At 45.5% G+C, this 23,127-nt stretch carries 19 protein-coding genes and 1 riboswitch; of the genes, 9 read left to right on the top strand and 10 right to left on the bottom strand.

Going from position 1 to position 23,127, the window contains the following annotated elements; translation table 11 throughout:
* Position 1 precedes the first annotated feature (1 nt).
* Both OKC24_RS09520 and OKC24_RS09515 read right to left on the bottom strand, forming a co-directional pair.
* Positions 2 to 1,804, bottom strand: coding sequence for an acyl-CoA dehydrogenase C-terminal domain-containing protein (locus OKC24_RS09520; protein ID WP_005012714.1), 1,803 nt, complete (start codon positions 1,802 to 1,804; stop codon positions 2 to 4).
* Positions 1,805 to 2,100: 296 nt separating this feature from the next.
* The gene (locus OKC24_RS09515; RefSeq protein ID WP_130146304.1) at positions 2,101 to 2,742 is read right to left on the bottom strand and encodes a hypothetical protein; all 642 of its coding nucleotides are present in this window, start codon (positions 2,740 to 2,742) and stop codon (positions 2,101 to 2,103) included.
* 134 nt (positions 2,743 to 2,876) lie between these two features.
* Between OKC24_RS09515 and baeS the strand changes: the two genes are divergently transcribed.
* The 5 genes from baeS (at position 2,877) to OKC24_RS09490 (ending at position 9,927) form a co-directional block, all read left to right on the top strand.
* Positions 2,877 to 4,547 carry a sensor histidine kinase efflux regulator BaeS gene (gene baeS, locus OKC24_RS09510; protein ID WP_131276777.1) on the top strand — a complete coding sequence of 557 codons (1,671 nt, stop codon included), beginning with the start codon at positions 2,877 to 2,879 and terminating at the stop codon, positions 4,545 to 4,547.
* 10 nt (positions 4,548 to 4,557) lie between these two features.
* Complete coding sequence (locus OKC24_RS09505; protein ID WP_005012719.1) at positions 4,558 to 5,244, top strand: response regulator; 687 nt, start codon at positions 4,558 to 4,560, stop codon at positions 5,242 to 5,244.
* Between the two features lie 102 nt (positions 5,245 to 5,346).
* Entirely contained in the window at positions 5,347 to 5,853 is a 507-nt protein-coding gene (locus OKC24_RS09500; RefSeq protein ID WP_131276775.1) for a GNAT family N-acetyltransferase, read from the top strand.
* 192 nt (positions 5,854 to 6,045) lie between these two features.
* Positions 6,046 to 7,401, top strand: a complete 1,356-nt coding sequence (locus OKC24_RS09495; protein ID WP_265465002.1) for an amino acid permease — start codon at positions 6,046 to 6,048, stop codon at positions 7,399 to 7,401.
* Positions 7,402 to 7,737: 336 nt separating this feature from the next.
* The gene (locus OKC24_RS09490; RefSeq protein WP_131276770.1) at positions 7,738 to 9,927 is read left to right on the top strand and encodes a TonB-dependent receptor; all 2,190 of its coding nucleotides are present in this window, start codon (positions 7,738 to 7,740) and stop codon (positions 9,925 to 9,927) included.
* Between the two features lie 87 nt (positions 9,928 to 10,014).
* Here the strand turns inward: OKC24_RS09490 and OKC24_RS09485 are convergent, their stop codons facing one another.
* From OKC24_RS09485 to OKC24_RS09465, 5 genes are all read right to left on the bottom strand, one after another.
* Entirely contained in the window at positions 10,015 to 10,386 is a 372-nt protein-coding gene (locus OKC24_RS09485; RefSeq protein WP_131276767.1) for an MmcQ/YjbR family DNA-binding protein, read from the bottom strand.
* 44 nt (positions 10,387 to 10,430) lie between these two features.
* Positions 10,431 to 11,036, bottom strand: a complete 606-nt coding sequence (locus tag OKC24_RS09480) for a L,D-transpeptidase family protein (RefSeq protein ID WP_131276764.1) — start codon at positions 11,034 to 11,036, stop codon at positions 10,431 to 10,433.
* A gap of 112 nt (positions 11,037 to 11,148) precedes the next feature.
* Positions 11,149 to 12,594 (bottom strand): protein adenylyltransferase SelO, encoded by a 1,446-nt coding sequence (locus OKC24_RS09475; RefSeq protein ID WP_131276761.1) that lies wholly within the window; start codon positions 12,592 to 12,594, stop codon positions 11,149 to 11,151.
* Positions 12,595 to 12,678: 84 nt separating this feature from the next.
* Entirely contained in the window at positions 12,679 to 13,008 is a 330-nt protein-coding gene (locus OKC24_RS09470; RefSeq protein ID WP_131276895.1) for a DHCW motif cupin fold protein, read from the bottom strand.
* A gap of 93 nt (positions 13,009 to 13,101) precedes the next feature.
* Positions 13,102 to 14,265, bottom strand: a complete 1,164-nt coding sequence (locus tag OKC24_RS09465; protein WP_005012733.1) for an acyl-CoA desaturase — start codon at positions 14,263 to 14,265, stop codon at positions 13,102 to 13,104.
* Positions 14,266 to 14,453: 188 nt separating this feature from the next.
* On the opposite strand from OKC24_RS09465, the gene OKC24_RS09460 reads away from it, so the two are divergent.
* Entirely contained in the window at positions 14,454 to 14,981 is a 528-nt protein-coding gene (locus OKC24_RS09460) for an META domain-containing protein (protein ID WP_252151915.1), read from the top strand.
* Positions 14,982 to 15,050: 69 nt separating this feature from the next.
* On the opposite strand, the gene OKC24_RS09455 is transcribed toward OKC24_RS09460, so the two are convergent.
* The 3 genes from OKC24_RS09455 to OKC24_RS09445 all read right to left on the bottom strand — a co-directional run bounded on the left by OKC24_RS09455 (position 15,051) and on the right by OKC24_RS09445 (position 18,607).
* Positions 15,051 to 15,764, bottom strand: coding sequence for a glycerophosphodiester phosphodiesterase (locus OKC24_RS09455; protein ID WP_131276758.1), 714 nt, complete (start codon positions 15,762 to 15,764; stop codon positions 15,051 to 15,053).
* 372 nt (positions 15,765 to 16,136) lie between these two features.
* Positions 16,137 to 16,715: a cob(I)yrinic acid a,c-diamide adenosyltransferase gene (locus tag OKC24_RS09450; protein ID WP_131276755.1), complete on the bottom strand. Its 579-nt coding sequence runs from the start codon at positions 16,713 to 16,715 to the stop codon at positions 16,137 to 16,139.
* A 44-nt stretch (positions 16,716 to 16,759) separates the two neighbouring features.
* Positions 16,760 to 18,607, bottom strand: a complete 1,848-nt coding sequence (locus OKC24_RS09445; RefSeq protein WP_131276752.1) for a TonB-dependent receptor plug domain-containing protein — start codon at positions 18,605 to 18,607, stop codon at positions 16,760 to 16,762.
* Positions 18,608 to 18,834: 227 nt separating this feature from the next.
* A riboswitch (cobalamin riboswitch) is annotated at positions 18,835 to 19,005 on the top strand.
* Positions 19,006 to 19,137: 132 nt separating this feature from the next.
* Here OKC24_RS09445 and OKC24_RS09440 point away from each other — a divergent pair.
* The 3 genes from OKC24_RS09440 (at position 19,138) to trpB (ending at position 23,004) form a co-directional block, all read left to right on the top strand.
* Positions 19,138 to 20,985: a TonB-dependent receptor domain-containing protein gene (locus OKC24_RS09440; protein WP_265464998.1), complete on the top strand. Its 1,848-nt coding sequence runs from the start codon at positions 19,138 to 19,140 to the stop codon at positions 20,983 to 20,985.
* Between the two features lie 167 nt (positions 20,986 to 21,152).
* Complete coding sequence (locus OKC24_RS09435) at positions 21,153 to 21,794, top strand: phosphoribosylanthranilate isomerase (protein WP_131276744.1); 642 nt, start codon at positions 21,153 to 21,155, stop codon at positions 21,792 to 21,794.
* Positions 21,778 to 23,004, top strand: coding sequence for a tryptophan synthase subunit beta (gene trpB, locus OKC24_RS09430; protein ID WP_130146332.1), 1,227 nt, complete (start codon positions 21,778 to 21,780; stop codon positions 23,002 to 23,004). Before OKC24_RS09435 ends, trpB begins: the two co-directional genes overlap by 17 nt.
* Positions 23,005 to 23,127 lie beyond the last annotated feature (123 nt).

Below are 23,127 nucleotides of genomic sequence, written 5' to 3'. Positions count from 1 at the left end.
CTTAGAATGCGAAATGTTCCGCATCTAAAGACATCAGCGGCTCTACACCGCCTGCAATCACGTCAACATGTGAGCGAACGCGAGGCAGGATTTTCTTGAAGTAGAAGCGTGCAGTCGTGGTTTTTGCGTTGTAGAAATTAACGTCAGTGGTGCCTGCCGCCAGTGTTTCCTGCGCTACAAGCGCCATGCGCGCCCAAAGGTACGCAAGAGTGACATAACCGGAGAAGTAGAGGTAATCGACTGCAGCAGCGCCGACTTCTTCCGGATTTTGCATTGCTTTCATGCCAATTTGCATGGTTAACTCACCCCACTCTTTATTCAGAGCAGCCAGCGGTTCAACAAATTCTTTCATGGCAGCGTTGTCTTTGTTTGCATCGCAGAATTTGTGAATAATCTTAGTGAAGTCCTTCAGCATTGCGCCTTGAGTGCCCAAAACTTTACGGCCTAACAAGTCAAGCGCTTGAATTTCAGTGGTGCCTTCGTACAAGCAAGAGATTCGTGTATCACGTACGATCTGCTCCATGCCGTGCTCTGAAATAAAGCCGTGGCCGCCAAATACTTGAACGCCGTGCTTCGCAGATTCAGAACCTGTTTCAGTCAAGAATGCTTTAGCAATCGGGGTCAGCAATGACAAAATGTTGTCCGATGCTTTGCGTTCTTCTTCTGTTGCGCCTTGTTCTACGATATCTGCATGGAAAGACAGCAGGTAAACTAATGCACGCGCGCCTTCCGCAAATGATTTTTGCGTCAACAGCATGTTGCGCACAGCAGGGTGGACAATAATCGGATCTGCATCTTTTTCAGGCGCTTTCGGGCCGGAAAGCGAACGCATCGCTAAACGGTCTTTTGCATATGCAAGCGCACCTTGGAAGGCGCCTTCAGAAGCTGATAAGCCTTGAACAGCTGTGCCGATACGCGCAGTGTTCATGAACGTGAACATGCAGTTTAGGCCACGGTTTTCAGGTCCGATCAAGAAGCCTTTTGCATTGTCAAAGTTAATGACGCACGTTGCGTTGCCGTGAATACCCATTTTGTGTTCAATTGAACCGCAGCGCACAGCATTGCGCTCGCCGATGGTGCCGTCAGCATTTAAATTGAATTTCGGTACGATGAACAGTGAAATCCCCTTGGTGCCTTTAGGCGCGCCAGGAAGACGGGCAAGTACAATGTGAACAATGTTCTCCGCCATGTCATGTTCACCGGCAGAGATAAAGATTTTCTCACCAGTAATGGCATAGCTGCCGTCCGCTTGCGGTTCAGCTTTTGAACGGATAATGCCAAGGTCAGAACCTGCGTGAGATTCGGTTAAGCACATTGTGCCTGTCCAAACACCTGAAACCAGATTCGGCAGGTAGGCGTCTTTTTGCTCTTGAGAACCATGATGTTCTAAAGTACGGACTGCGCCGTGTGACAGGCCAGGATACATGCCCCAAGACCAGTTTGCAGTACCGACCATTTCTGAAATCACGTTGCCCAGCGAAACAGGCAAAGCTTGACCACCGTACTGTTCTTCAGCGGAAAGAGACGGGAAACCGAGTTCGATATATTTTTGATACGCTTCTTTAAAGCCTGTCGGCGTCGTGACCACGCCATCATTCCAAGTACAGCCTTCGCGGTCGCCGCTTTGGTTGATTGGGGACAATTCGTTTTCACAGAAGTCAGCAGCAGCTTCTAAATATTGGTCAACCAATTCACGGCTTACGGTTTCCTGAAATGCAGGCAATTTAGAATAGTGCTCTTCTGCATTCAATAGCTCATGCAGTACGAATTGCATATCACGTAAGGGCGCTTTGTATTGTGGCATATCGGTTTCCTCAATACTGGTTTAACCAGTTTATAATCCTAAGAAACATAAAAAACGTGTCTTCATTGACACGGATTGGAATGGCTTAATCGTGCAACATCTTCTAATAAGGTACAAGCTTTTCTAAGGGTTTTCTTGGTGACTGTAAAGTCAAAGATTTATGTCTTGAAAATGCTAAGTGTCTTGAGTGTAAACGGTTTTGGGTGAATTGAAATGACACAAATAGTCAAAAAACGTAAAAAGTTATGTCCAATAAGAAAGGCGCATAAAGCGCCTTTAATTTTTGCCAGCAGCAATTATGATGCTTTTACTGGAGCAGGGGCAGCCGGCTGAGCAGGCATTTTTGGCTGGAAGCGGACTTCACATTTGCCGTCGATGGTTTGGCCACCTGCTTTGATTTGCACCGCTGCGCCATCGGCTTTGCCTAGGCAGGCTTTAGCAATTGCCTGCTGTTTTGCCTGGCGCTCTGCAAGGCGCTGATCGAATTGCTGGATTAGCTCTGCACGCTTAGCATCAGTCAGCGGTTCGCCGCGCTGCATGTGCATGCCGCGGAATTCACCGCGTTCAGGCTGATCAGCACCCATTGGACGGTGCTCGCCGCGTCTGCCGCTATATTCACCGCGTTCGGGCTTATCCATGCTGAATGCCATGGCGCACGTGCCGTTAATGGTTTGGCCGCCTGCTTTGACTTGTGCCGTAGCGCCTGCAGCTTTGCCATCACAGGCTCGCTTCATTTGAGACATCACTTCATGGCGTTCAGCGCGCATTTCTTGCATCTGTTCGCGCTGTTCAGGCGTCATATTGCGGTCATGCTTTTGCCCATGCACTCTTTGCGGATGGTCAGTGTCTTTTGCAGTATTGGCTGATTGGCATGCAGTCAGGGCGCCCATAGATAAAATGCCGGCAGCGGCTAAAGCTATTTTTGTCATGTGATTCATTAGATGGTCTCCAACGCGGGATGAGTATTATTCGCTGCAGATAAGATTAAATAATAAAGATGAAGAAACAATGGAGGGTTTTTTGAAGCCGTGTTCGCTACAATAATCAAGATAGAAAAAATAGAGTAGCTCTTTTGAACATCCGCCGTGTGCCCATCGCCTTGCGCTTATTTCTGACTGTACTGCTGACGACTTTGCTCATCACTACGGTCAGCTTAGGCGTGCTTCACTGGAACATGCAGCGCAATTTCACTAAATATGTGGCGGATGTGGAAATGCAGAAGCTGGATGGGCTGATTGGCAATTTGGCCGATGTCTATGTGGTTTATCATGACTGGGGCAATGCCATTCAGGCGCAAATTCTGCAGATTGAAGGTGAGGCCGGCCCTGATGACTATGACAAGCTGTCACACTGGTGGCTGCGCCGCCAGTACGATATCGCACTGCAGCAGCGCTATTTTAAAGAGCACTCAATGGCCGCAGGCACTGTTCTGAACAACGCGGTAGATCCGGCCAGAAGTGCTGCGGACGCAGAAGAGCAGCTGTTTATTGAACGTAATTTGCCTACGGCATTTCAGCCTTTTGAGGGCTTGAAATTTCCGCTGAGCGCAAATCAAAATGTTTTCCGGCCGGCAGATCCGAAAGAGGCGAAAAAGGGCGGCAATATTGCGTTGCCGCAAAACAGCAGCGGCAAAAAACAGTTTATTCAGATGCCAGACCGTTTGGGCCTAAGTTCGCGCTTATCTTTGTATGACGCCAAACGTCAATTTGTGGTTGGTGAGCCGACACAGGAACAGATTTCTTATCGGCCAATTCTGGTGAATAATCAAGTGGTCGGCTATCTTGGCTTGAAGCCTGTACTGAATCAGGATGACGCGATCAGCATTAATTTTTTCAGCAAACAGAAGCGCTATCTGCTGCTGGTTTATGGCTTATCCTTTTTTGCCAGCCTAATTGCTTCACTGCTGCTGGCTACTTATTTTAAAAAGCCGATTCAGCGCTTGTTGAATGGTACGCGTGAGTTAACCAAAGGCAATTATCAGCATCAGGTGAAGGTCAACCGCAATGACGAGCTGGGTGATTTATCCAATGAGCTGAATCAGCTGGCGGTTATTCTAGATCAGCATGAAACATCACGCCGCCAATGGGTGGCGGATACATCGCATGAACTGAAAACGCCGCTCGCTGTTCTACAGGCGCAAATTGAAGCAATGCAGGACGGCATCCGCAAGCCGACGCCAGAACATTTTGCCTCCATGCTGAGGCAGGTCAACAGTTTGAAAAAATTGACCCAGGATTTGGCAGATTTGGCGCAGGCGGAAGCGCAGCAGCTGCAGTGCTATTTCGCGGAGATGAACCCTTGGGATGCCGTACTGCAGGAAATTGAGAACTTTAAGCCGAAGTTTGAGCAGGCCGGCTTAAGCGTGACGGCAGAAGGTCAAGGTACCGTATTGCAATTGGATATAGACCGCTTTAAGCAAATTATGGTGAACTTGCTGGGCAACAGCATCCGCTATACTGAAACAGGCGGCGCAGTACATGTGCATACTGGGCAGGATGCTGCGCAGTGGACGGTATATGTGGATGACAGCCCATTCGGTTTGACGGATGAACAGCTGTCATGCTTAGGCGAGCGTTTTTACCGTGTTGATGATTCCCGCACCCGTGCAACGGGCGGTACAGGCTTGGGCTTGGCGCTGTCTGTCAAAATGGCGAAAGCCATGGGCGGTGAATTGAGTTTTGAGCATTCACCCTTGGGCGGTTTGCGCTGCAAGCTGACTTTTCCGAAACAGATGAAACATTAAGGATATCTACATGAAACACATCATGCTGGTTGAAGACGAAGTAGAACTTGCACAACTGGTGCGTGATTATTTAGAAGCTGCTGGTTTTGAAGTCAGCATGTTTCATGATGGTCAGGATGCATATGACAGCTTTACGCAGCGTAAGCCGAGCTTGATGATTCTAGATTTGATGGTGCCGCGCATGGACGGACTGACCATGTGCCGTAAAGTGCGCGAGCAGTCTGATTTGCCGATTATTATGGTCACGGCGCGCACCGAAGAAATTGACCGTGTGCTGGGCTTGAATATGGGTGCGGATGACTATGTCTGCAAGCCGTTCAGTCCGAAAGAGCTGGTTGCCCGCGTGCAGGCGGTGCTGCGCCGTTTAGAGCGTAAGGCTGAACCCGAAAGCAATGATTTATTCCGCATGGATAAAGGCCAGCAGCGCATTTGGTATCAGCAAAAGTCATTAAATTTAACGCCTACGGAATTCCGTCTGCTGGAGCTGTTTTTAGAGCATGTCGGGCAGGTGTATTCACGTGCGCAATTGCTGGATCATATTAACCCGGACAGCTTTGAAGTGGCGGACCGGGTGATTGACAGCCACATTAAAAACCTGCGCCGTAAAATCTCTGATGCCGCTGAAACCGGCAACCGCCATGAGTGGATTCAAGCAGTGTATGGCGTCGGCTACCGTTTTGAATATCCTGAAGATTGATTTTATTTAGGGTGTTGAAGAAAAGCGGATTGGGGGAAAACTGATCCGCTTTTTTGTTAGAAGAAAAAAGTTATGAGTGAAAAATTTGTACAGGAAAATACAATGAATATAACCATCAGAGATGAAACATTGGATGATATTGCAGCCATTGAAGCGCTCACAAAGTCGGCTTTTTTGCATGCAGAGCACACCAGCCATACTGAACACTTTATTGTGAATCAATTAAGAAAGCATCAACAATTAAGCATCTCTTTGGTTGCGGAAGAAGAGCATGCAATTGTCGGGCATGTTGCCGTTTCACCAGTTCGTATTTCCTCGGGGCAAACTGGCTGGTATGGTTTAGGGCCAATTTCAGTGTTACCCGATAAGCAGGGTTTAGGCATCGGTTCAATGCTGATGCATGCAGCTTTGCAGCGCTTGAAAGCTTTAGGCGCAAAAGGCTGCGTGCTGCTGGGTGATCCGAATTATTATGCACGCTTTGGCTTTAAACCTGTTTCGGGATTGATTCTACCCGATGTGCCGCAGGAGTATTTTCAGGCGATTTCTTTTACGGGGGCTTTTCCGCAAGGCGAGGTTGCTTATCACGATGCTTTTCATGCGGCAGAGTAGATAATTCATCTTTATTCGTTCAAAAAAATTTAATTGATGAGGAAATTGTTTATTTGAATATTTTTAACTTATTTATTTAAAACAATATTTTTAAGAGTTGAGTGAAAAGCAGGCATTCCTTAAGATTAGCGGACTAGGCTGTAAGGCGCTTAGTATTTACAATTCACGTGTTATCCACGATTAGAGTTTGTTTTGAACAGCGAAACACCCCAACTTCAGCGCCGCTTGAAGAATCGCCATATCCAATTGATTGCCATGGGCGGTGCCATTGGCACAGGACTGTTCTTAGGTTCAGCGCACATTATTGAGTCTGCTGGCCCATCGATTATTTTAGGCTACATGATTGGCGGTTTAATTGCTTTTCTGATTATGCGCCAATTGGGTGAAATGATTGTGCATGAACCGGTTACAGGTTCATTCAGTTATTTCGCCTTTAAATATTGGGGCAAATTTTCAGGCTTTTTAACCGGCTGGAACTACTGGATCCTTTACATATTGGTGGTGATGACCGAACTGACTGCTATTGGCAAATACGTCAATTACTGGTGGCCGCATATTCCTGCATGGGTATCAGTATTGGTGTTTTTTGCTGTCATCACGCTGGCTAACTTAGCCAATGTCAAACTGTATGCGGAATCTGAATTTTGGCTGTCGATGATTAAGGTGGTGGCAATTGTCGCCATGATTATTTTCGGTGTTTATTTACTGATGACAGCGGATGCAGGTTCAACGGCGTCCATCAGCAACTTATGGACGTATGGCGGATTTTTCCCGCATGGTTTTGAAGGGCTGTTCTATATGCTGGTCTTTATGATGTTTGCCTTTGGCGGCATTGAGCTGATCAGCATGGCCGCCGCTGAAACAGAAGATCCTGAAAAGAACATTCCTAAAGCGGTGAATCAGACGGTCATTCGGGTGTTCCTGTTTTATATCTGTTCTTTAGCGGTATTGCTGTCACTGGTGCCGTGGAATCAGCTGGAATTGGGCGGTTTGGATCATAGCCCGTTCGTGATGATCTTTCAGCAGATGGGGATTGACTGGGCGGCGCATTTGCTGAACTTTATTATTTTGACGGCGTCCGTGTCAGTCTGCAACAGCGGGATGTATGCCAATAGCCGGATGCTGCTGGGCTTGGCGGAGCAGGGCAATGCGCCAAAAGTGTTTACGCAGGTGAATCAGCACGGTACACCAATTGCTGCGGTTTTATTTTCTGCCTTATTGATATTTGGCTGTGTGCTGCTGAATTATTTCTTGCCTGAAAAAGCATTGAGCTATCTGATTTATATTGTAGTTGCTGCGGCAGTACTGAACTGGATGCTGATCAGTTTGATTCATTTAAAATTCAGAAAAGCCATGAAACAGCAGGGAATGCAGACCAAGTTTACTGCATTATTTGCGCCGTTTACAAATTACTTTGTTTTGGCATTTATGCTGATGATTCTCTACATTATGTGGACGCAGGGCTTTATGCTGTCGGTGCTGATGCTGCCGGTGTGGATTTTACTGCTGTTTGTTTTGTTTAAAATCATGCAGGCGAAGAAGGCTTAACAGCAATAAAAATGGGCTCATGGATGAGCTATTTTTGTACATTAATGGGTGCTCAATCGCGCTAATGAAATGTTTTATAAATAGTTATTAAATAAAGCATATTATTTCAATATTCGTGTAAATTCCGTTTCAGCATGCAGGATTTTTTGGTGATTATACGCAGGTTATTGTTGATAAAGTAAAATATCCTGTTATTTCAATAGCATGTATTATTTTAATCATGGAGAAACTTCAAAACTAAGATACAGATCCAATAACAAATCAGAAGCAGTCTATTGTAATTGTGTAGTAAATCTTAATATAATTGATAATAATTCTCCTTATCATTTGTGACTTATGCCTTACGCCAAAAATACTTTAGCCTTGATGATGATTTCTTCAGGGTTGCTTTTTGTCTCTTCTGTAACATTGGCTGATACAGAGAATGTCAATCTTAAAGCATCAGCAACTCTCCCCACGATTGTTATTGAAGGCATGGCGGAGGGAGACCCTATAAAAACCTATGTGGACTATAAACAAGCAAATGTCATGCGAAATGGTTTAGATAAGAAAGATATTCCACAAACGGTAGATACGCTTGATGTGTCTAAATATAAATTGTATGGCGCAAACGATTTGAGTGTGATGCTGCAGGGAACACCTGGTGTTTCAACCAGTTATGATGCTCGAAATGATGGAATTTCTATCCGCGGCTTTAATGCCGATACCAATGATATTTATCGGGATGGCGTTCGCGAAAGCGGTCAATATCGGCGCAGTACAGCAAATGTTGAGCGGATCGAAATTTTAAAAGGGCCCGCTTCAGTACTTTATGGGCGCAGTGCTGGCGGCGGGGTGATTAATATGGTCACTAAGGTTGCCAATTTTGATTCGCCAAGTTCAGTCGGGGCGTATGTTGGCTCTTATGACAATGTGGGCGGAACCATTGATATCAATAAAGCGCTGAATGATAACTGGGCTGTGCGTTTAGTCGGCGAAAAATCGGACAGCAATAGTTTCCGTTCCGGGATTGGCTTTAAGCAAGAATTGTTATCGCCAAGTGTCACATATCGCAGTGATGATGAAAAACTGCTTTGGACCACTGAATTTACTTACGACAATTTAAACAGAACGCCTGATCGCGGGCCAAGTTATGAGAACTTGCCTGCTGGTGTTTCGATTAAAACCGGCTTTGCCGGAAACAATGATAATATTGTTGATGAAACAAAATCCGTTCGAACCAATGTGAAATATGAGTTTGCGCCGGATTGGAAATTTCATTGGGCATTAAGCCATCGTGAATCTTTTCAAGATTTTGATAACTTTTTCGGCGGAACATGGTGCTCAGCCGCAGGCCTGCTGAGTGATGGCAAGACATGTGATTGGAAAGGCAAAATCCGTCAAAGTTACGCTTGGCAGCAAACAACCAATAAAACACTCATGAATACTTTTGATATTACGGGGCTGTTTAAAACAGGCGTTCTTGAACATAAAGTTATGTTCGGCAGCGATTGGTCAAATGAAAAAAGAGAGCCAATTCTTGGAAATTATTCAAGCGGTGACAAAGCAGGGCTCTATTATCGCTATGTCAATCCATTCAATACTGCGGACGGCTGGAATACGCTCAACGGTTCACGCCCAGCAGAAACTTCACACAGTCAAACTGATGCAAACTCCTTAAGCTTTTTTCTGCAAGATTTAATTTCATTCAATGAAAAATATAAAATGATGTTGGGTGTCCGCTACGACAGTTATGATTTTTCGACCAATGATGTGCGCAATCAGAGTAAAAGCTCATATAGCGATGACAGTTTAAGTCCAAATATTGGTTTTGTTTGGCAGCCGGTTGAAAGCCAAAGCTTTTACACCTCTTATAGTAAAAGCTTCTCCCCTTACGGCGGCCGCGGCTTGCTCGGGGTGAGTGCGAGCATAGATCCAAGCCTGTATGACGCTGAGCCGCAATTTAATGAACAATATGAAATTGGGGTGAAGAGTGATTGGCTGGATGGCCGTTTAAATACGCAGCTTTCTGTATATGACATTACTAAAAATAATATCCGCTACCAGCCGGATGCTGTAGAACGGCCGAATGATTGGGAAGTTGGGCAACAGCAGCAGTCTCAAGGCGTCGAGTTCAGTTTTATTGGCCAAGTATTAGATAATCTATATGTGCGGGGCGGCTATGGTTATACCGATGCCACATGGAAAAGTGATAGCCGCACCACGGTCAAAGAAGAAGAGCGTTTAAAAGGAAAAAAGCTACCTGGAATATCTGAAAATACAGGAAACTTATTTGTACGTTATTTACCTGTGGAAAAATGGTATGGCGAATTAGGCGCAACCTATGTGGGTTCTTATTTCACGTCGGATAAAAACACCACAAAAATGCCAGGCTGGACACGCTTAGACGCTGCGGTTGGCTATAAGGATGATAAGTGGGGCGCGACAATTGCTGTGAATAATTTAACGGACAAAGAATACTGGCGTTCGAATTCAATGCCTGGAACTCCGCGAAATTATTTATTAAGAATGAACTATTATTTTTAATAAAGCCCAGTAAAAATAGAAATGTCCAGATAGGATATTTCTATTTGATTATTAGGCAGAAAATTTCTACTTGGAAATCAAATTCATTCATATCATGCGGAGCAGGGAAATTCTTTTCTGCTCAACTTTTTTGAGCTTTGACACCACCAATTCATAAGAATTCAGCACCAAATCTTGCACTAAAGATTCATCCAGCTCTTCATGTTCAAAGACTGAAATCCAATGCTGTTTATTCATATGCCAGCCCGCGAGGATGTAGGGATAAATATCTCTCAGCATTGCGCCATGGTCTGGCCGCACTTTTAAGTTAATGGCCGCTTTGCCTTCTAAATGAAAACTCAGCATAAAAACTTTATCCATGACTTTATACACATCACAGCCTTCACCAAAGGGCTGGCTGCATGCGGTTTCGGGCAGGGCAAGGGCAACTTCCGCTGCATATGTATGTAATTCGGTCATAATTATTTTTCATTTAAAGATGAATACGCCATGAGCTAAAGTCATTATGGATGGATTTCAATCACCGTATCATTATTCACCAATTGCCAAATTTCATCTATATCCATATTGCGCACAGCAATACAGCCCCAAGTCCAATCTTTTTGCGGGAAATAACCCATCAAGTTGGGCAAAACCTTGAGTTGTCTAGCCGTGGCGGAACCATGAATCATGATGTCTCCGCCGGCGGAAACCCCCAGCTGCTGCGCCTTTAGCTGATCTTTCGCATTGGGGTATGAAACGTGAAGTGACTTATAAAAAGCGCTTTGAGGATTGCGCCAATCAATGACATAGCGCCCTTCAGGCGTTTTTCCGTCACCTTCTTGGACTTTGTGGCCTGTAGGCGCAAAACCGAGGCGGATAGAATAGCGGCGAACGATTTTATTCTGATGCTGCAGTACCAGATAGCGCTGACTTTTGTAGACATGAATGCTGTCAATTGGGGTGTTTTGACGAATAGACTGTATTTGTACCGCAGTGAGCGGGGCAGGAAACGAAACTTCACCGGCTGATGTCGGCAGATATTTATTGTATTTGTGATAAACGGCATAGGCTGTAAATAAGCAAATGAGCAATATGCCGGTTAAAATAAAGAGACGCTTTCTGTTCATACTGACTATTTTAATTTGATCCGTCCAAGCGCTATGAATTGGATGGATTGTGGATAATGTCTAAATTATCCACAATTCTGACCTGATTTAGCGATGCATTTGTGGATAAATATTAAGAAGAACAGCTGACCATCACTTCAGGCACATCGCTTGGCAGCGGTCCTAAATCGGCTTCGGTTTCTAGCTCAGGCTGTTGGGTAAATGGCTGACTCAGCAGCGTAAATAAACGCTCGACTTCAGAAAAATCATTACGTTCCGCCAATTCAATGGCTTTCTGCGCCATATGATTGCGCAAAATATACTGCGGGTTGGCTTTTGTCATTTCGGCATCCAGCGCATCAGTATCTTGGTGATCGCGGATAGATTCGTACTGAGTTAAGAATAACTCAAATTGATGGCGGTCTAGGCAGTCATCTTTTATGGCTTCGTATTCTTTATTTTGCAGGCGGATAAAGCTTTGTGTGTAATCCAGCTGTTCAGATTGCAAGATCCGTAAGAACGCCATGGTGCAGTCAAAGCTGTCTTTGTGAAAGCTCGGCAGGCCCATTTTATGTGCCAAGCCCATTTTATAATGTTCTAAGAAAGTCGGCTCATAATGCTCTAGGCATTGCGCCAAATCTTCTTTCCACTGCTCTTTGTCATAACCGGCAGGGCAGAGCGGAATCAGGTTGTTCAGCCATTGCCATAAGTTCCAATGCCCAATGCTCGGCTGCTGCTGATAGGTGTAGCGCCCTTGGTAGTCTGAATGGTTGTTGATCCAGTTCGGACGGAAACGCTCCATAAAGCCATAAGGTCCGAAATCCAAAGTCGAGCCGGTAATGTTCAGATTGTCGGTATTCATGACGCCATGCGCAAAGCCTGCCAGCTGCCACTTGGCAATCATCACGGCAGTACGCTGAATGACTTGCGCGGCAAAAGCCAGTATCGGCTGTTCGGCTTTCAGGCAGCCCGGGTAATGCCATTCAATGCATTTTTGGGTAAATTCAGGCAGCAAATCGCCCTGATATTGATTGATCCATTCAAAATGGCCGAGACGGATATGGCAGTCAGAAGTGCGCAGCATCATCGCGCCCAGCTCTAATTTTTCACGCTGCACGCCTTGTTCAGAACTGGTGAAGCCGACGGCATTGCTGGATGGAATGCCTAAGCTGTTTAAGGCATGGCCCGCCAAATATTCACGGATCACAGAGCGCAAAACAGCGCGGCCATCGCCCATGCGTGAATAAGGCGTAGAGCCTGCGCCTTTAAGATGCAGGTCAATGGTTTGATTGTTTTGATCTAAAATCTGTGCAATCAGCAGTCCGCGGCCATCGCCCAGCTGACCGGCCCATTGCCCGAATTGATGGCCTGCATACACCATGGCCAGCGGTTCAAATTCAGCAAAGGTCTTTTGACCGCTGCAGATTTCAACCCACGACTTTTTATCTTCTTCAGACCACTGCAACTGATCTGCTAGCGCTGTGTTGAAATGGCCCGCCTTAGCGCCTTTTAAAGGTAAAGGCTGCTGATGGTGATACAGTTTGGCCGGAAGTGATGAATAGCGTGAATTGAAGTGCATAGAACAAAAGGGCAAGAGAGCTGTGTATTTTTCAACTATAGCAAAGCTTCAGCCAGGATGCGCTGCAAAATGGTGAATCTGCGCTTAGTCCACAATAAATAAACGCGCGCCGGTTTTGGAATAGGAGCGGTGCGCTTCCGCATTATCTGCCACTTGATAGCTCATGCCCGCTGTTAATGTGAACTGGCGGCCATCTTTCAGTTCTGTCAGCAGTTCACCTTCCAGGCAAAATAAGATGTGGCCTTTGCTGCACCAATGGTCTGCCATATAGCCTGCGGAATATTCCACAATTCTGACCCGGATTGTGCCAAAGCGCTGGGTACGCCAAAGCGCATAGCCGTTGTCACCTTCATAGCGTTCGGTTTCTACTGTGTCCCAGTTGGTTATTCCAAAAGGAATATTGTGCATTTCCATAGCCGTGCGCTTTTTCATATGTTAATCATCATATGTACCTTGAATTTCACACAAAAAAAAGCCCCCATCGGGAGCTTTTTAAACAAATTCAATTTAGTTTGCAGTTTTCTTTTTAAAGTTGCTGACTAAAAGATTCAGGGTTTGACGGTGATGTGAAAGGCGCTGTTCAACCAGCTGGAATTCAACTTTCAGCTTGTCATCCATTTGGTGGATTTTTTCAGCAACTGCAGTTTTCTTCGCCTGAATTTCTTGCTCTTTCAGCTTTGCCCAATCATTCAATGTTTGCGAGAAGGCATCATATTCCTGAGAGATGCGCAGTTTTGCATTTGCCACATCTTCAGAGACATTCAGGCCGTAAATCGCAAGATCCTGTTCAGCGTATTTAAACTTCATCGCCAATTCAGCTTTTTTGATATTGAAGCTAGGAATGCGGCGCAAGTTTTTCGCAAGGCCTAATTTAGAACAGCTCCAAATCAGCCATTTGGTTGGGTCGTACTGCCACCATTTCACACCATTGCGGTAGTCATACTGGAAGATGTGATGATAGTTGTGATAACCCTCACCCCAAGTCGCAATGGCCAATACAAAATTGTCGCGCGCCGTGTTTTCGTCAGTATATGGACGCGAACCCCACATGTGGCATAGCGAGTTGATGAAGAACGTCACGTGATGGCTCAGGATCAGGCGCATTAAACCGCCCAAAAGCAAGACGCCCCACATATCGCCGACAGCCCAGCCGATCGGCAATAAAATGCCTGCATGCACGGCAATCACCAGCGGCACATAGTACTTGTCTTGGAACATCACTAATTTATTGTTTAATAAATCGGGTGCATTTTTATAGTTGGACGCGCCAGATGGATAGTCGCGGAGCATCCAGCCAATATGTGCAAACCAGAAGCCGCGGTTAATTGAATACGGGTCCTGCTCAACATCATCGACATGGCGGTGATGCGTGCGGTGGCCTGAAGCCCAGAACAGAATGCTGTTTTGAACGGCGAAAGTGCCCATAATCATTAAAATAATCTGCAAAGGCAAGGTCGCTTCATATGCGCGGTGCGCCCATAAGCGGTGGTAGCCTGCGGTGATGCCCAAACTGCTGACGCCCAGCAATACGAACATGCTGATCCAGGCAGCTAAGCTGAAATCATGATGGTAGGCATACAATGGAATTGCAATAACTGCGACGATTGGCAAAAATATCAATGCGAAGACAGCAATCCAGTTGACTGGGGCTTTGGGTAGGGGAGCGGTCATCTCCAGCAGTACTCCTAGAAGCTTTGGGAGGCTTAAATAGAAAATAACCCATATTGTTTTTATGGATTAAGGCCACGGCATAATAGCATGTGCTAAAAGCGGTTCACAGTAGTTATTGTACAGGTGTATTGTACTAAACAGTAACAGAATAAAACCGGCAATTTATTGATTTTATCGAAGGTTAAAACATGTTCATAACAGTTGTTCGATGCTGCAGTGAAAAGAAGAAAAAATATACTCAAAAAAGTGGATTGGCGGTCATGTTTATGTGCGCTGTTTTGCTGAGCGCTTGTCAAAATTCAGGGCAAAAAACAGCATCAGTCACAAAAGGAGATCCTCAATCCGCAGTACACCCCTTGCAGCTGATGCGCAGCATGGATGGAGTACAGGACGTGCATTGGGAACTTACGCAAATACAAGGTGAAAAAGCTCAGTTTTTTTACAGCCAGCCATACCTGCTTTTTAATACCCAGCTCAAGCAAGTGCAGGGTAATACAGGATGTAATGCGCTGTCAGGGAGCTATGAAATGAATGTGCCGATGCAGACCTTGAATATTCAAGCGCGCGCAGGCCATATGAGCTGTGAACATGCGTTGGCGCAAGAAGCGGTATTGATGGATATATTAGGGCAGGCGGTGAATTTTCAAGTCAGCGGCAATCGGCTGACGCTCCGCAATGAAAGCGGTCAAGTTCTGCTGCAAGGCAAAAAAAGATAGTTGACATCCAGCATGCAAAAGCCTGATCAGTCAGCAGGACTTTTCCATGGCCGGCCTTTTTAGAAGGATTCAGCTGAAATACTGAAGCATCAGTTTTGGAAAGTCTGTGATCAGCCCATCAATGCCTAAATCGCGCAGCTGTTTGGCGCGTTCTAGGTCATTCACTGTCCATACGCTAATAGTTAACTGGGCCTGCTGCGTTGCTTGAATGATTTGATCCGATGCGAGCTGATTCATCCAGCCGATTTGACCGCAGCCGAGTTGCAGCGCCTGCTCGATGGCTTTTTCCTGAATATCCTCTTCAATCAGCAAGCCGCGTTTGAAATTGGAGTCAATCTGCTGCAAGGCTTGATGGATTTTCAGGTCAAAACTGGTAATGACTGCGGTGTTTTCAAAGCCTTTCAGCTGCTGTTCCAGCGCCAGCACTAATTTTTCTGCATCTGCCATAGTTTCAACGGCTTTGACTTCAACTTCCAAATGCTTGAAGTCCTGCATAATGTGCAGGCTTTGGCGCAGAGTCGGGGTGATTTGCCTGTCCCAGTCCATCCAGATGTGCGCTTGGTTATACGGCTCCAGTTCAGTGCTGGCACAGTCATAGAGGTTTTTGTCGATTCCGGTTGTCCGCAGGAAATTATCATCATGCATGACTACAAGTTCGCCGTCTTTAAGCTGGCGGACATCAAATTCAACGCTACGGATGCCGAGGTCATGAATGTATTGGAAACCGCCTAAGGTGTTTTCTGGGGCTTCGCCGCGCGCGCCACGGTGTCCGATGATTTGCATGATAATTTTTCCTGTTATGTCACTGCTGCTGATTGTAGCGCTAAAGAAATGAGAGTCAAAAGTTGTCACGTTGACATTGGATTGGTGAAAGTACCATCCGTCATTATTCAGGGCAGGACTATGAATTCAAAAAGATTTAAGCAAGATATTTCTTTGTACTTTCATAGCCTTGATATTCGGTGAAAAGTTAAATTTCTTTGTGCAGGTGATCACTTGCTTTTCAGCGATGAAAAGTAACAAAAATCTTTTGTTGGGTAAGAGGTTCATCCCTGAAACCTTTACCTAGCGGCGGCATCCATGCCGCCTTACGCCAATCAGACATCATCCAATCCGCAAGTTTTATTAGGGATTGAACGGTTAAGTTTTAAAAACTTAAATCGTGTCGTTAATATTTTTTTGCCACAGCACTTCAGAACCGCCTTCAGCGCGCTGCAACGTGCGTGACGCCACAAATAGCCAGTCAGACAGCCGGTTGAGCAGCTGCAATGACGGCGCTTGAATGTTTTGATCGCGGCTATGCACAGACATCAGGCTTCGTTCTGCACGCCGGCAGACTGAACGGGCTTGATGGGCATAACTGCATGACAATGTGCCCGCAGGAAGAATGAAGTCTTTCAGCATTGGCAGGGCTTCATTCATGCGGTCAATCTCATTTTCCAAAAACTCAATTGCAACAGGCTGTACTAAATGAAAGTTTGGAATGCAGACTTCACCGCCCAGATCAAACAGCCAATGCTGAATCAAGCTTAAAGACTTGTCCCAAGCGGCTTTATCTTCAATCGCGCTCAGCGCAATGTGTGAACGTAAAATCCCAATGCATGAATTCAGTTCATCGACATCGCCGAGTGCATTAATGCGCAAATCATCTTTGGCAACACGCGAACCATCGCCCAAACCTGTTGTACCAGAGTCGCCGGTGCGGGTGTAAATTTTACTTAAACGGTGTCCCATTTTAATTTTCCATTGCAATATAAAAGGTGAAGATACGGGGGAATTTAGTATTTAACGGTTAAGCCAACGGAGGCCAGCCGGCCGCCATTCAGATAAAACTTGCCGTCATAATTGCCGGCGGACGCGGTTTTATATTGAACGTCGCCGACGTTCTGAATATTGGCAAAGAAGCGCAGCTGTTCATTGGGCTGGTAATAGCTGTTGAAATCAATCTGCGCATGTCCAGGAATCACATCATCGTCATAGTTGCTGCTGTCTGAATGGCTATTCGCAGTGAGCGTTGTTGACAGCCCGTAATGTTCATCGGCCCAGCCTGCCGACACTGCCAGTTTTTGACGCGGGCGGCGGCTCAAATCTAAACCTGTTCTATCATTTTTTGCTTGGTTATAGCTATAACCGGCTTTGGCAAAAAGTGCGTCATTGGCCCAGTTCACATAGATTTCTGCACCCTGAATGGTGGCTGCCTCAATATTGGCAAACTTCCAGTTATTGTTGGGGTCAGAATCGATAAGGTTATCAATTTCTGTTCTGTAGAGAGACAGGCCGCTTTTCAGTTGCGGCGTGAGTTGCAGGTCTATGCCCATTTCATAGGACTGGCTTTCTTCAGGTTTTAAGCCGGGGTTTGCATAGTCGCCATAATATAAGTCATTCATGGTTGGCGCTTTAAATGCCGTTCCGACATTGGCATAGCTGCTAAACAGCGGTGTGAAAAAATAACGCGCTGCAAGTTGTCCGACCGTGTGTTGACCATATTTTTCATGATCCTCAAGACGAATGCCCGCCTGTGCTTTTAATTTATCGGTTTGATACTGATGCTGCAGGTAATAACCCGTGCTGTTTAAGTCTTGATGAAAAGACTCTGCGGTTTTTAGCGTTGATGTTTCAAGCTGCCGATGGGTGATCCCTGCAATGATATTTTGCGCCGCTGACATTTGCTGTTTTGCGGTCAGTTCATATTCAGTGGATTCATAATCGGTCCGTTCAAAGCTTTTGAGCTGTTCCAGCTCATCTTTAAAATAAGATATGCGGGCATTCAGGGTGAGCTGGTCTGTCGGGCTGAAGCGTGATTTCAAGGTTGCAATTTGATTCTTAAAATCTTGCGATTTGTGCTCATATTGCATCGAACTCCAGCTGTATTGCTCATATTGGGCATTGCCTTGGTTTTCTGAGTAATCCAATGAAGTGCCAAAACGCGCCGCTTCATAGCCGAATTTGGCAGACACGCCTTTTTGATCAAAGCTTGAAGCTGCAGCATTTTCATGTTCATGAATTGCTGTGCCGTCAGTTTCTAAGCGCTGCCCGCGGACTTCCGCATAAAAGCCGTGATCAGCCAGGTCTGCCCCGACAATGCTTTTATAAGTTTGATTTTCACCTATTTCAGCACTGATAAAAGCGGCATTTTTTTCGGGGGTTTTGCTGATAATCTGCACCACACCGCCAATCGCATTGCTGCCATACAGTACCGAAGCTGGGCCTTTTAAAACCTCAATCTGCTTAATGTCAGTGGTATCAATAAAGTTGTTTGGCGCTAAGCCGCTGGCATCATTATTTAAACGGACACCGTCACGCAATACTAAAGTGTGGTCAGACTCTGTGCCGCGTAAAAAAAATGAAGCTTGCTGTCCATAGCCGCCCAGCTGCACCATATTGATAGAGGCGTCACTCATCAATAAATGCGGAAATGATGCGATAGGCGACTGTTCAATCAGGGGTTCATCAATAATTGAAATGCGTGCCGGAACATCTTCCAGCTTTTCTTCAGAACGTGTTGCGGTGACTACAATGGTCTCTAAAGTGGCGGATTGGATATTTGCGGCTTGCGTATAGGCAGAAAAAGCCAGCACAGCAGCAATACCGGCTGCAAGTGCTGTGGGCTGAGAATAGAAAGTCATGCAATGCTCCATGCATTTACCCCACGTAAATGATTGAGTGACAGAACACAGTATGCAGGTATCGGACTGGCAAGATAAGGCTTGCTCACCGTTGCGGGGGCAGTGTGGTTGAAACTTCCCATGCCAACTGTTGTGAATGGCTTAAGTATAGTGAACTCAATGCAGAGCGACAATCGCATCCATCAGGCTTTATTGAATATTCACTTGACTTGCTGCGGAGCAGAAACTAATCTGCCTGCGCTTCAGGTGCTTCTGTCAAAGAAGTGAAACTGGGAAGTTAGTAAAAGCAATTTAATCCGTTGTTTTTTGAGCTGACACTGCCCCCGCAACGGTGAATAGGGTTTTCTATATAGAATTAGCCCTTAAGTCCGGAGACCGGCCTGCTGCACACCTACACATAATGCGGCGGGCATTATAGCGGGATTGCATGTCTGCGCCTTTTCTATACGGCCAAGCCGATTGCTTACCCTGATCCGCCTTGCGTTATTTACTTTAACACTCGCACGGGCGGTGCGATCGGGGAATACACTATGCATTCTATTTCTAAGGCCTTTTTCGGGGCTGTTTTTGTTTTATCTCCACTTTCTGCGGCCATGGCAGAAAATGCTTATCAGCTTCCAGTCATTACCAATACGGTAGCGAACCTTGTAGAGCAGGACTCACAAAAAACTTTAGCGGCTGTAACGGTGATTGACCGTGCAGAAATTGAACGCAAGCAGTTTCATTCTGTAGAAGAACTGTTAAGTACTCTTCCAGGGGTATCAATGAAGAACAATGGGGGTGCGGGTAAAGTAACCTCCATTAGTTTGCGTGGCACGAATGCCAATGCGGTTCTCGTATTAGTGGACGGTCAAAAAATTGGTTCGGCAACTACAGGCCAAACAGCATTTCAATTTTTGCCGATTGATCAGATTGAACGTATCGAAGTTGTGCGCGGGCCCCGCTCAAGCTTATATGGCTCAGAAGCGATTGGCGGTGTCATTAAAATTTTTACCCGTAAAGATAGTGAAAATGGGGTGAAGCCTTTTGCTTCATTGACTTATGGATCACATGAAACCTATGATGCAAATGCCGGCATCAATATCAAAACAGATAAAAGCTGGACAACATTAAGCGTAGCTGGCGCACATACCAAAGGAATTGATGCGACAGATATGCGAACTGAGCCAGATCGAGATGGATATAAAAATTATTCAGTTTCGATCAATACCGGCTATCAGTTCACAGAGCGGCTTGCTGTTGATGCCAATCTTTTACATGTTGATGGCACCACTGAGTATGACAATAGCTACTCGATTAATCCTGAACAAAAAATTCAGCAGAATATATACGGTCTTGGCGCTGTTTATGACGTAAATAATCTTTGGAAAACTCAGCTGAAAATAGGCCGTGCCGAAGATAAAGAAGATACTCGAAGCGATAAAAAATCACAGTCTGTTTATAATACTGCTAGAGACTCTTTATCATGGTTGAATACATTAAACTTTAATGAAAATAATACATTACTGCTTGGGTATGATTATCTGAATGATGAAATTAAAGGTTCAGGCGTTAAGTCTTATGTGAACAATGCGCGTGATAATCATGGTTATTTTGCGCAGTATCTTGGTAATTTCAGTCAAGTTGAATTGCAAACTGCACTTCGTGTAGATGATAACGAGCAATTCGGAACACACACAACAGGAAACGCAACCCTTGGTTATCATTTTGATCAAGTCCTAACATATATAAGTTATGGCACCGCTTTTAAAGCGCCAACTTTTAATGATTTATACAGCCCTTATGGCGGTGTACTGAATTTAAAGCCGGAACAGTCGGAGAATTATGAAATTGGCTTAAAAGGGCAATTAACGACATTTGATTGGGAACTGAATGGTTTCTATAATGAAATTGACGATCTGATCGTTTGGCGTCCTGATGCGCCCGGTTCTTACAGTTGGTATGCAAGTCAAATTGATAAAGCACGCATTCGAGGTGTTGAATTAAGCCTTGGTCAAACCTTGCAAAACTGGAAATGGAATGTGAACTATACATACCAAGATCCAGAAAACCGAAGTGAAGACGCGGCAAAAGGTAAACAGATTAATTATCGCGCTAAGCAGCTATTCAATGCCTCTGCTGACTATACAATGGACAAATGGACAGTAGGCGGTTCTGTGCATGCAGAAGATAAACGTTTTGTTGATACTGATGGTTTAAATACCTCTTCATTGCCAAGTTTTGCAACAGCGGATACGCGTGTCACTTACCAAGCAACGCCTGAATTTAGTGTTCAGGCGAAACTTGCGAATATGTTTGATAAGCAATATCAAACGTCTGAAGGCTACAACCAAGACGGCCGCACGGCTTGGGTCACTTTGCGCTATGCAATGAAATAATCTTAAAAGCTAATCTTCAAACTAAAAAGCCCTGATTGATCAGGGCTTTTTAAATTCCGCGTGAATGATGCTGAAAATGCACGCAAATCTAAAAAATTGCATTACAATGATTCGCCTTCATATTCATAGATAGGCTATGAATGAGGCGGAGTTAGAGCCACAACACTATGCGAACCCGTGCTAAAATTTGCGGAATTACACGCATTCAGGACATTCAGTCTGCCGTCAATGCAGGCGCAGATGCGATCGGATTTGTATTTTTTCCGCCAAGTCCCCGCAGTGTGAGCACAGCGCAAGCCAAACAATTGATTCAGCATGTGCCTGCTTATGTGCAGACAGTCGGTTTATTTGTAAATGCATCGGCCGATGAAATTTTGCAAATCTTAAAAGACGTTCCGCTTGATATTCTGCAGTTTCATGGTGATGAAACGCCAGAACAATGCCAGCGCATCGCTGCACAGGCAGGTCGCCGCTGGTACAAAGCCATTCAGGTTAAACCAGACTTAGATGTGATTGCAGAAATTCAGAATTATCAGGCAGCAGGCGCAAGCGCCGTACTTTTAGATGCTTGGCATCCCGAGCTAAAAGGCGGTACAGGGCACAGTTTTGATTGGGCTCAATTTCCCAAACTGGATATTCCTTTAATTTTGGCAGGCGGCTTAAAACCTGAAAATATTGAAGATGCGATTCGCACCACAGGCGCTTATGCAGTCGATGTCAGCGGCGGGGTAGAATCAAGCAAAGGTATGAAAGACCAACAACTCATAGAACGCTTTATGCAAGGAGTCCATCGTGGATCAGCAAAATAAGATTGACTATACCCAATTCCCTGACGCACAAGGGCATTTCGGTATTCATGGCGGGCGTTTTGTGTCAGAAACTCTAATGGCAGCACTTGAGGACTTAGAAAAACTCTATTTCCGCATGAAAGATGATGCACAGTTTTTGGCAGAATTCGACCGTGACTTGGCGTATTACGTCGGTCGTCCTAGTCCTTTATATTATGCTGAGCGATGGTCGAAAGAGTTAGGCGGTGCGCAAATTTACTTAAAACGTGAAGACTTGAACCATACCGGCTCACATAAGGTGAATAACACCATTGGTCAGGCTTTACTTGCAAAACTTTCAGGTAAAAAGCGCATTATTGCAGAAACTGGCGCAGGCCAGCACGGTGTGGCAACGGCTACGATTGCTGCGCGTTTAGGTCTTGAGTGTGTGGTATTCATGGGCGCAGAAGACGTGAAGCGTCAAGCCATGAACGTCTATCGTATGCGTCTATTGGGTGCAACTGTTGTACCGGTAGAAAGCGGTTCAAAAACATTGAAAGATGCCATGAACGAAGCCATGCGTGACTGGGTCACCAATGTCGATAGCACGTATTATGTGATTGGTACAGTTGCAGGTCCGCATCCATATCCGCAGCTTGTTCGTGATTTCCAATCGATTATTGGCCGTGAAGCGCGCAAACAAATTCAAGAACAGGCAGGCCGTCTTCCAGATGCTCTTGTTGCATGTGTCGGCGGCGGCTCAAATGCGATGGGCTTGTTCTATCCATTCTTGAATGATGAGTCTGTGCAAATGTACGGTGTTGAAGCTGCAGGCTATGGCATTGAAACTGGCAAGCACTCTGCGCCATTGAATGCAGGTCATGTCGGTGTATTACATGGCAACCGTACGTATTTGATGTCGGATGAGCAAGGCCAGATCATTGAAACTCATTCAATTTCTGCCGGTCTGGACTACCCAGGCGTAGGCCCAGAGCATAGCTTCTTAAAAGACATGCACCGCGTAAACTATGTGCCAATCAATGACAACGAAGCGCTTCAGGGCTTCCGTGATTTGACTCATATTGAAGGGATTATTCCTGCGCTGGAAAGCTCACATGCCATGGCATACGTGACTAAGCTTGCGCCAACCATGGACAAAGACCAAATCATTATTGCGACGGTTTCTGGCCGCGGCGATAAAGACTTGATGACCGTTGCCCGCATTGATGGCGTGGAAATGGTTGAGATGTAAGGAATCTCCCCCAACCCCTCTTTATGAAAGAGGGGGAAGCCTTCTCCTTATAGGAGATGAGAATCTCAGAATATATTCTGAGTTCGCAAGGGATAGGTTACTAGCTCAGAAAAAAATAAAATC

The sequence above is a fragment of the Acinetobacter entericus genome (assembly GCF_026168575.1).
GTDB classification, from domain to species: Bacteria; Pseudomonadota; Gammaproteobacteria; order Pseudomonadales; family Moraxellaceae; genus Acinetobacter; species Acinetobacter bouvetii.
The sequence above is the reverse complement of the archived record's forward strand: the minus strand, read 5'-3'. Positions and strand labels throughout refer to the sequence as shown.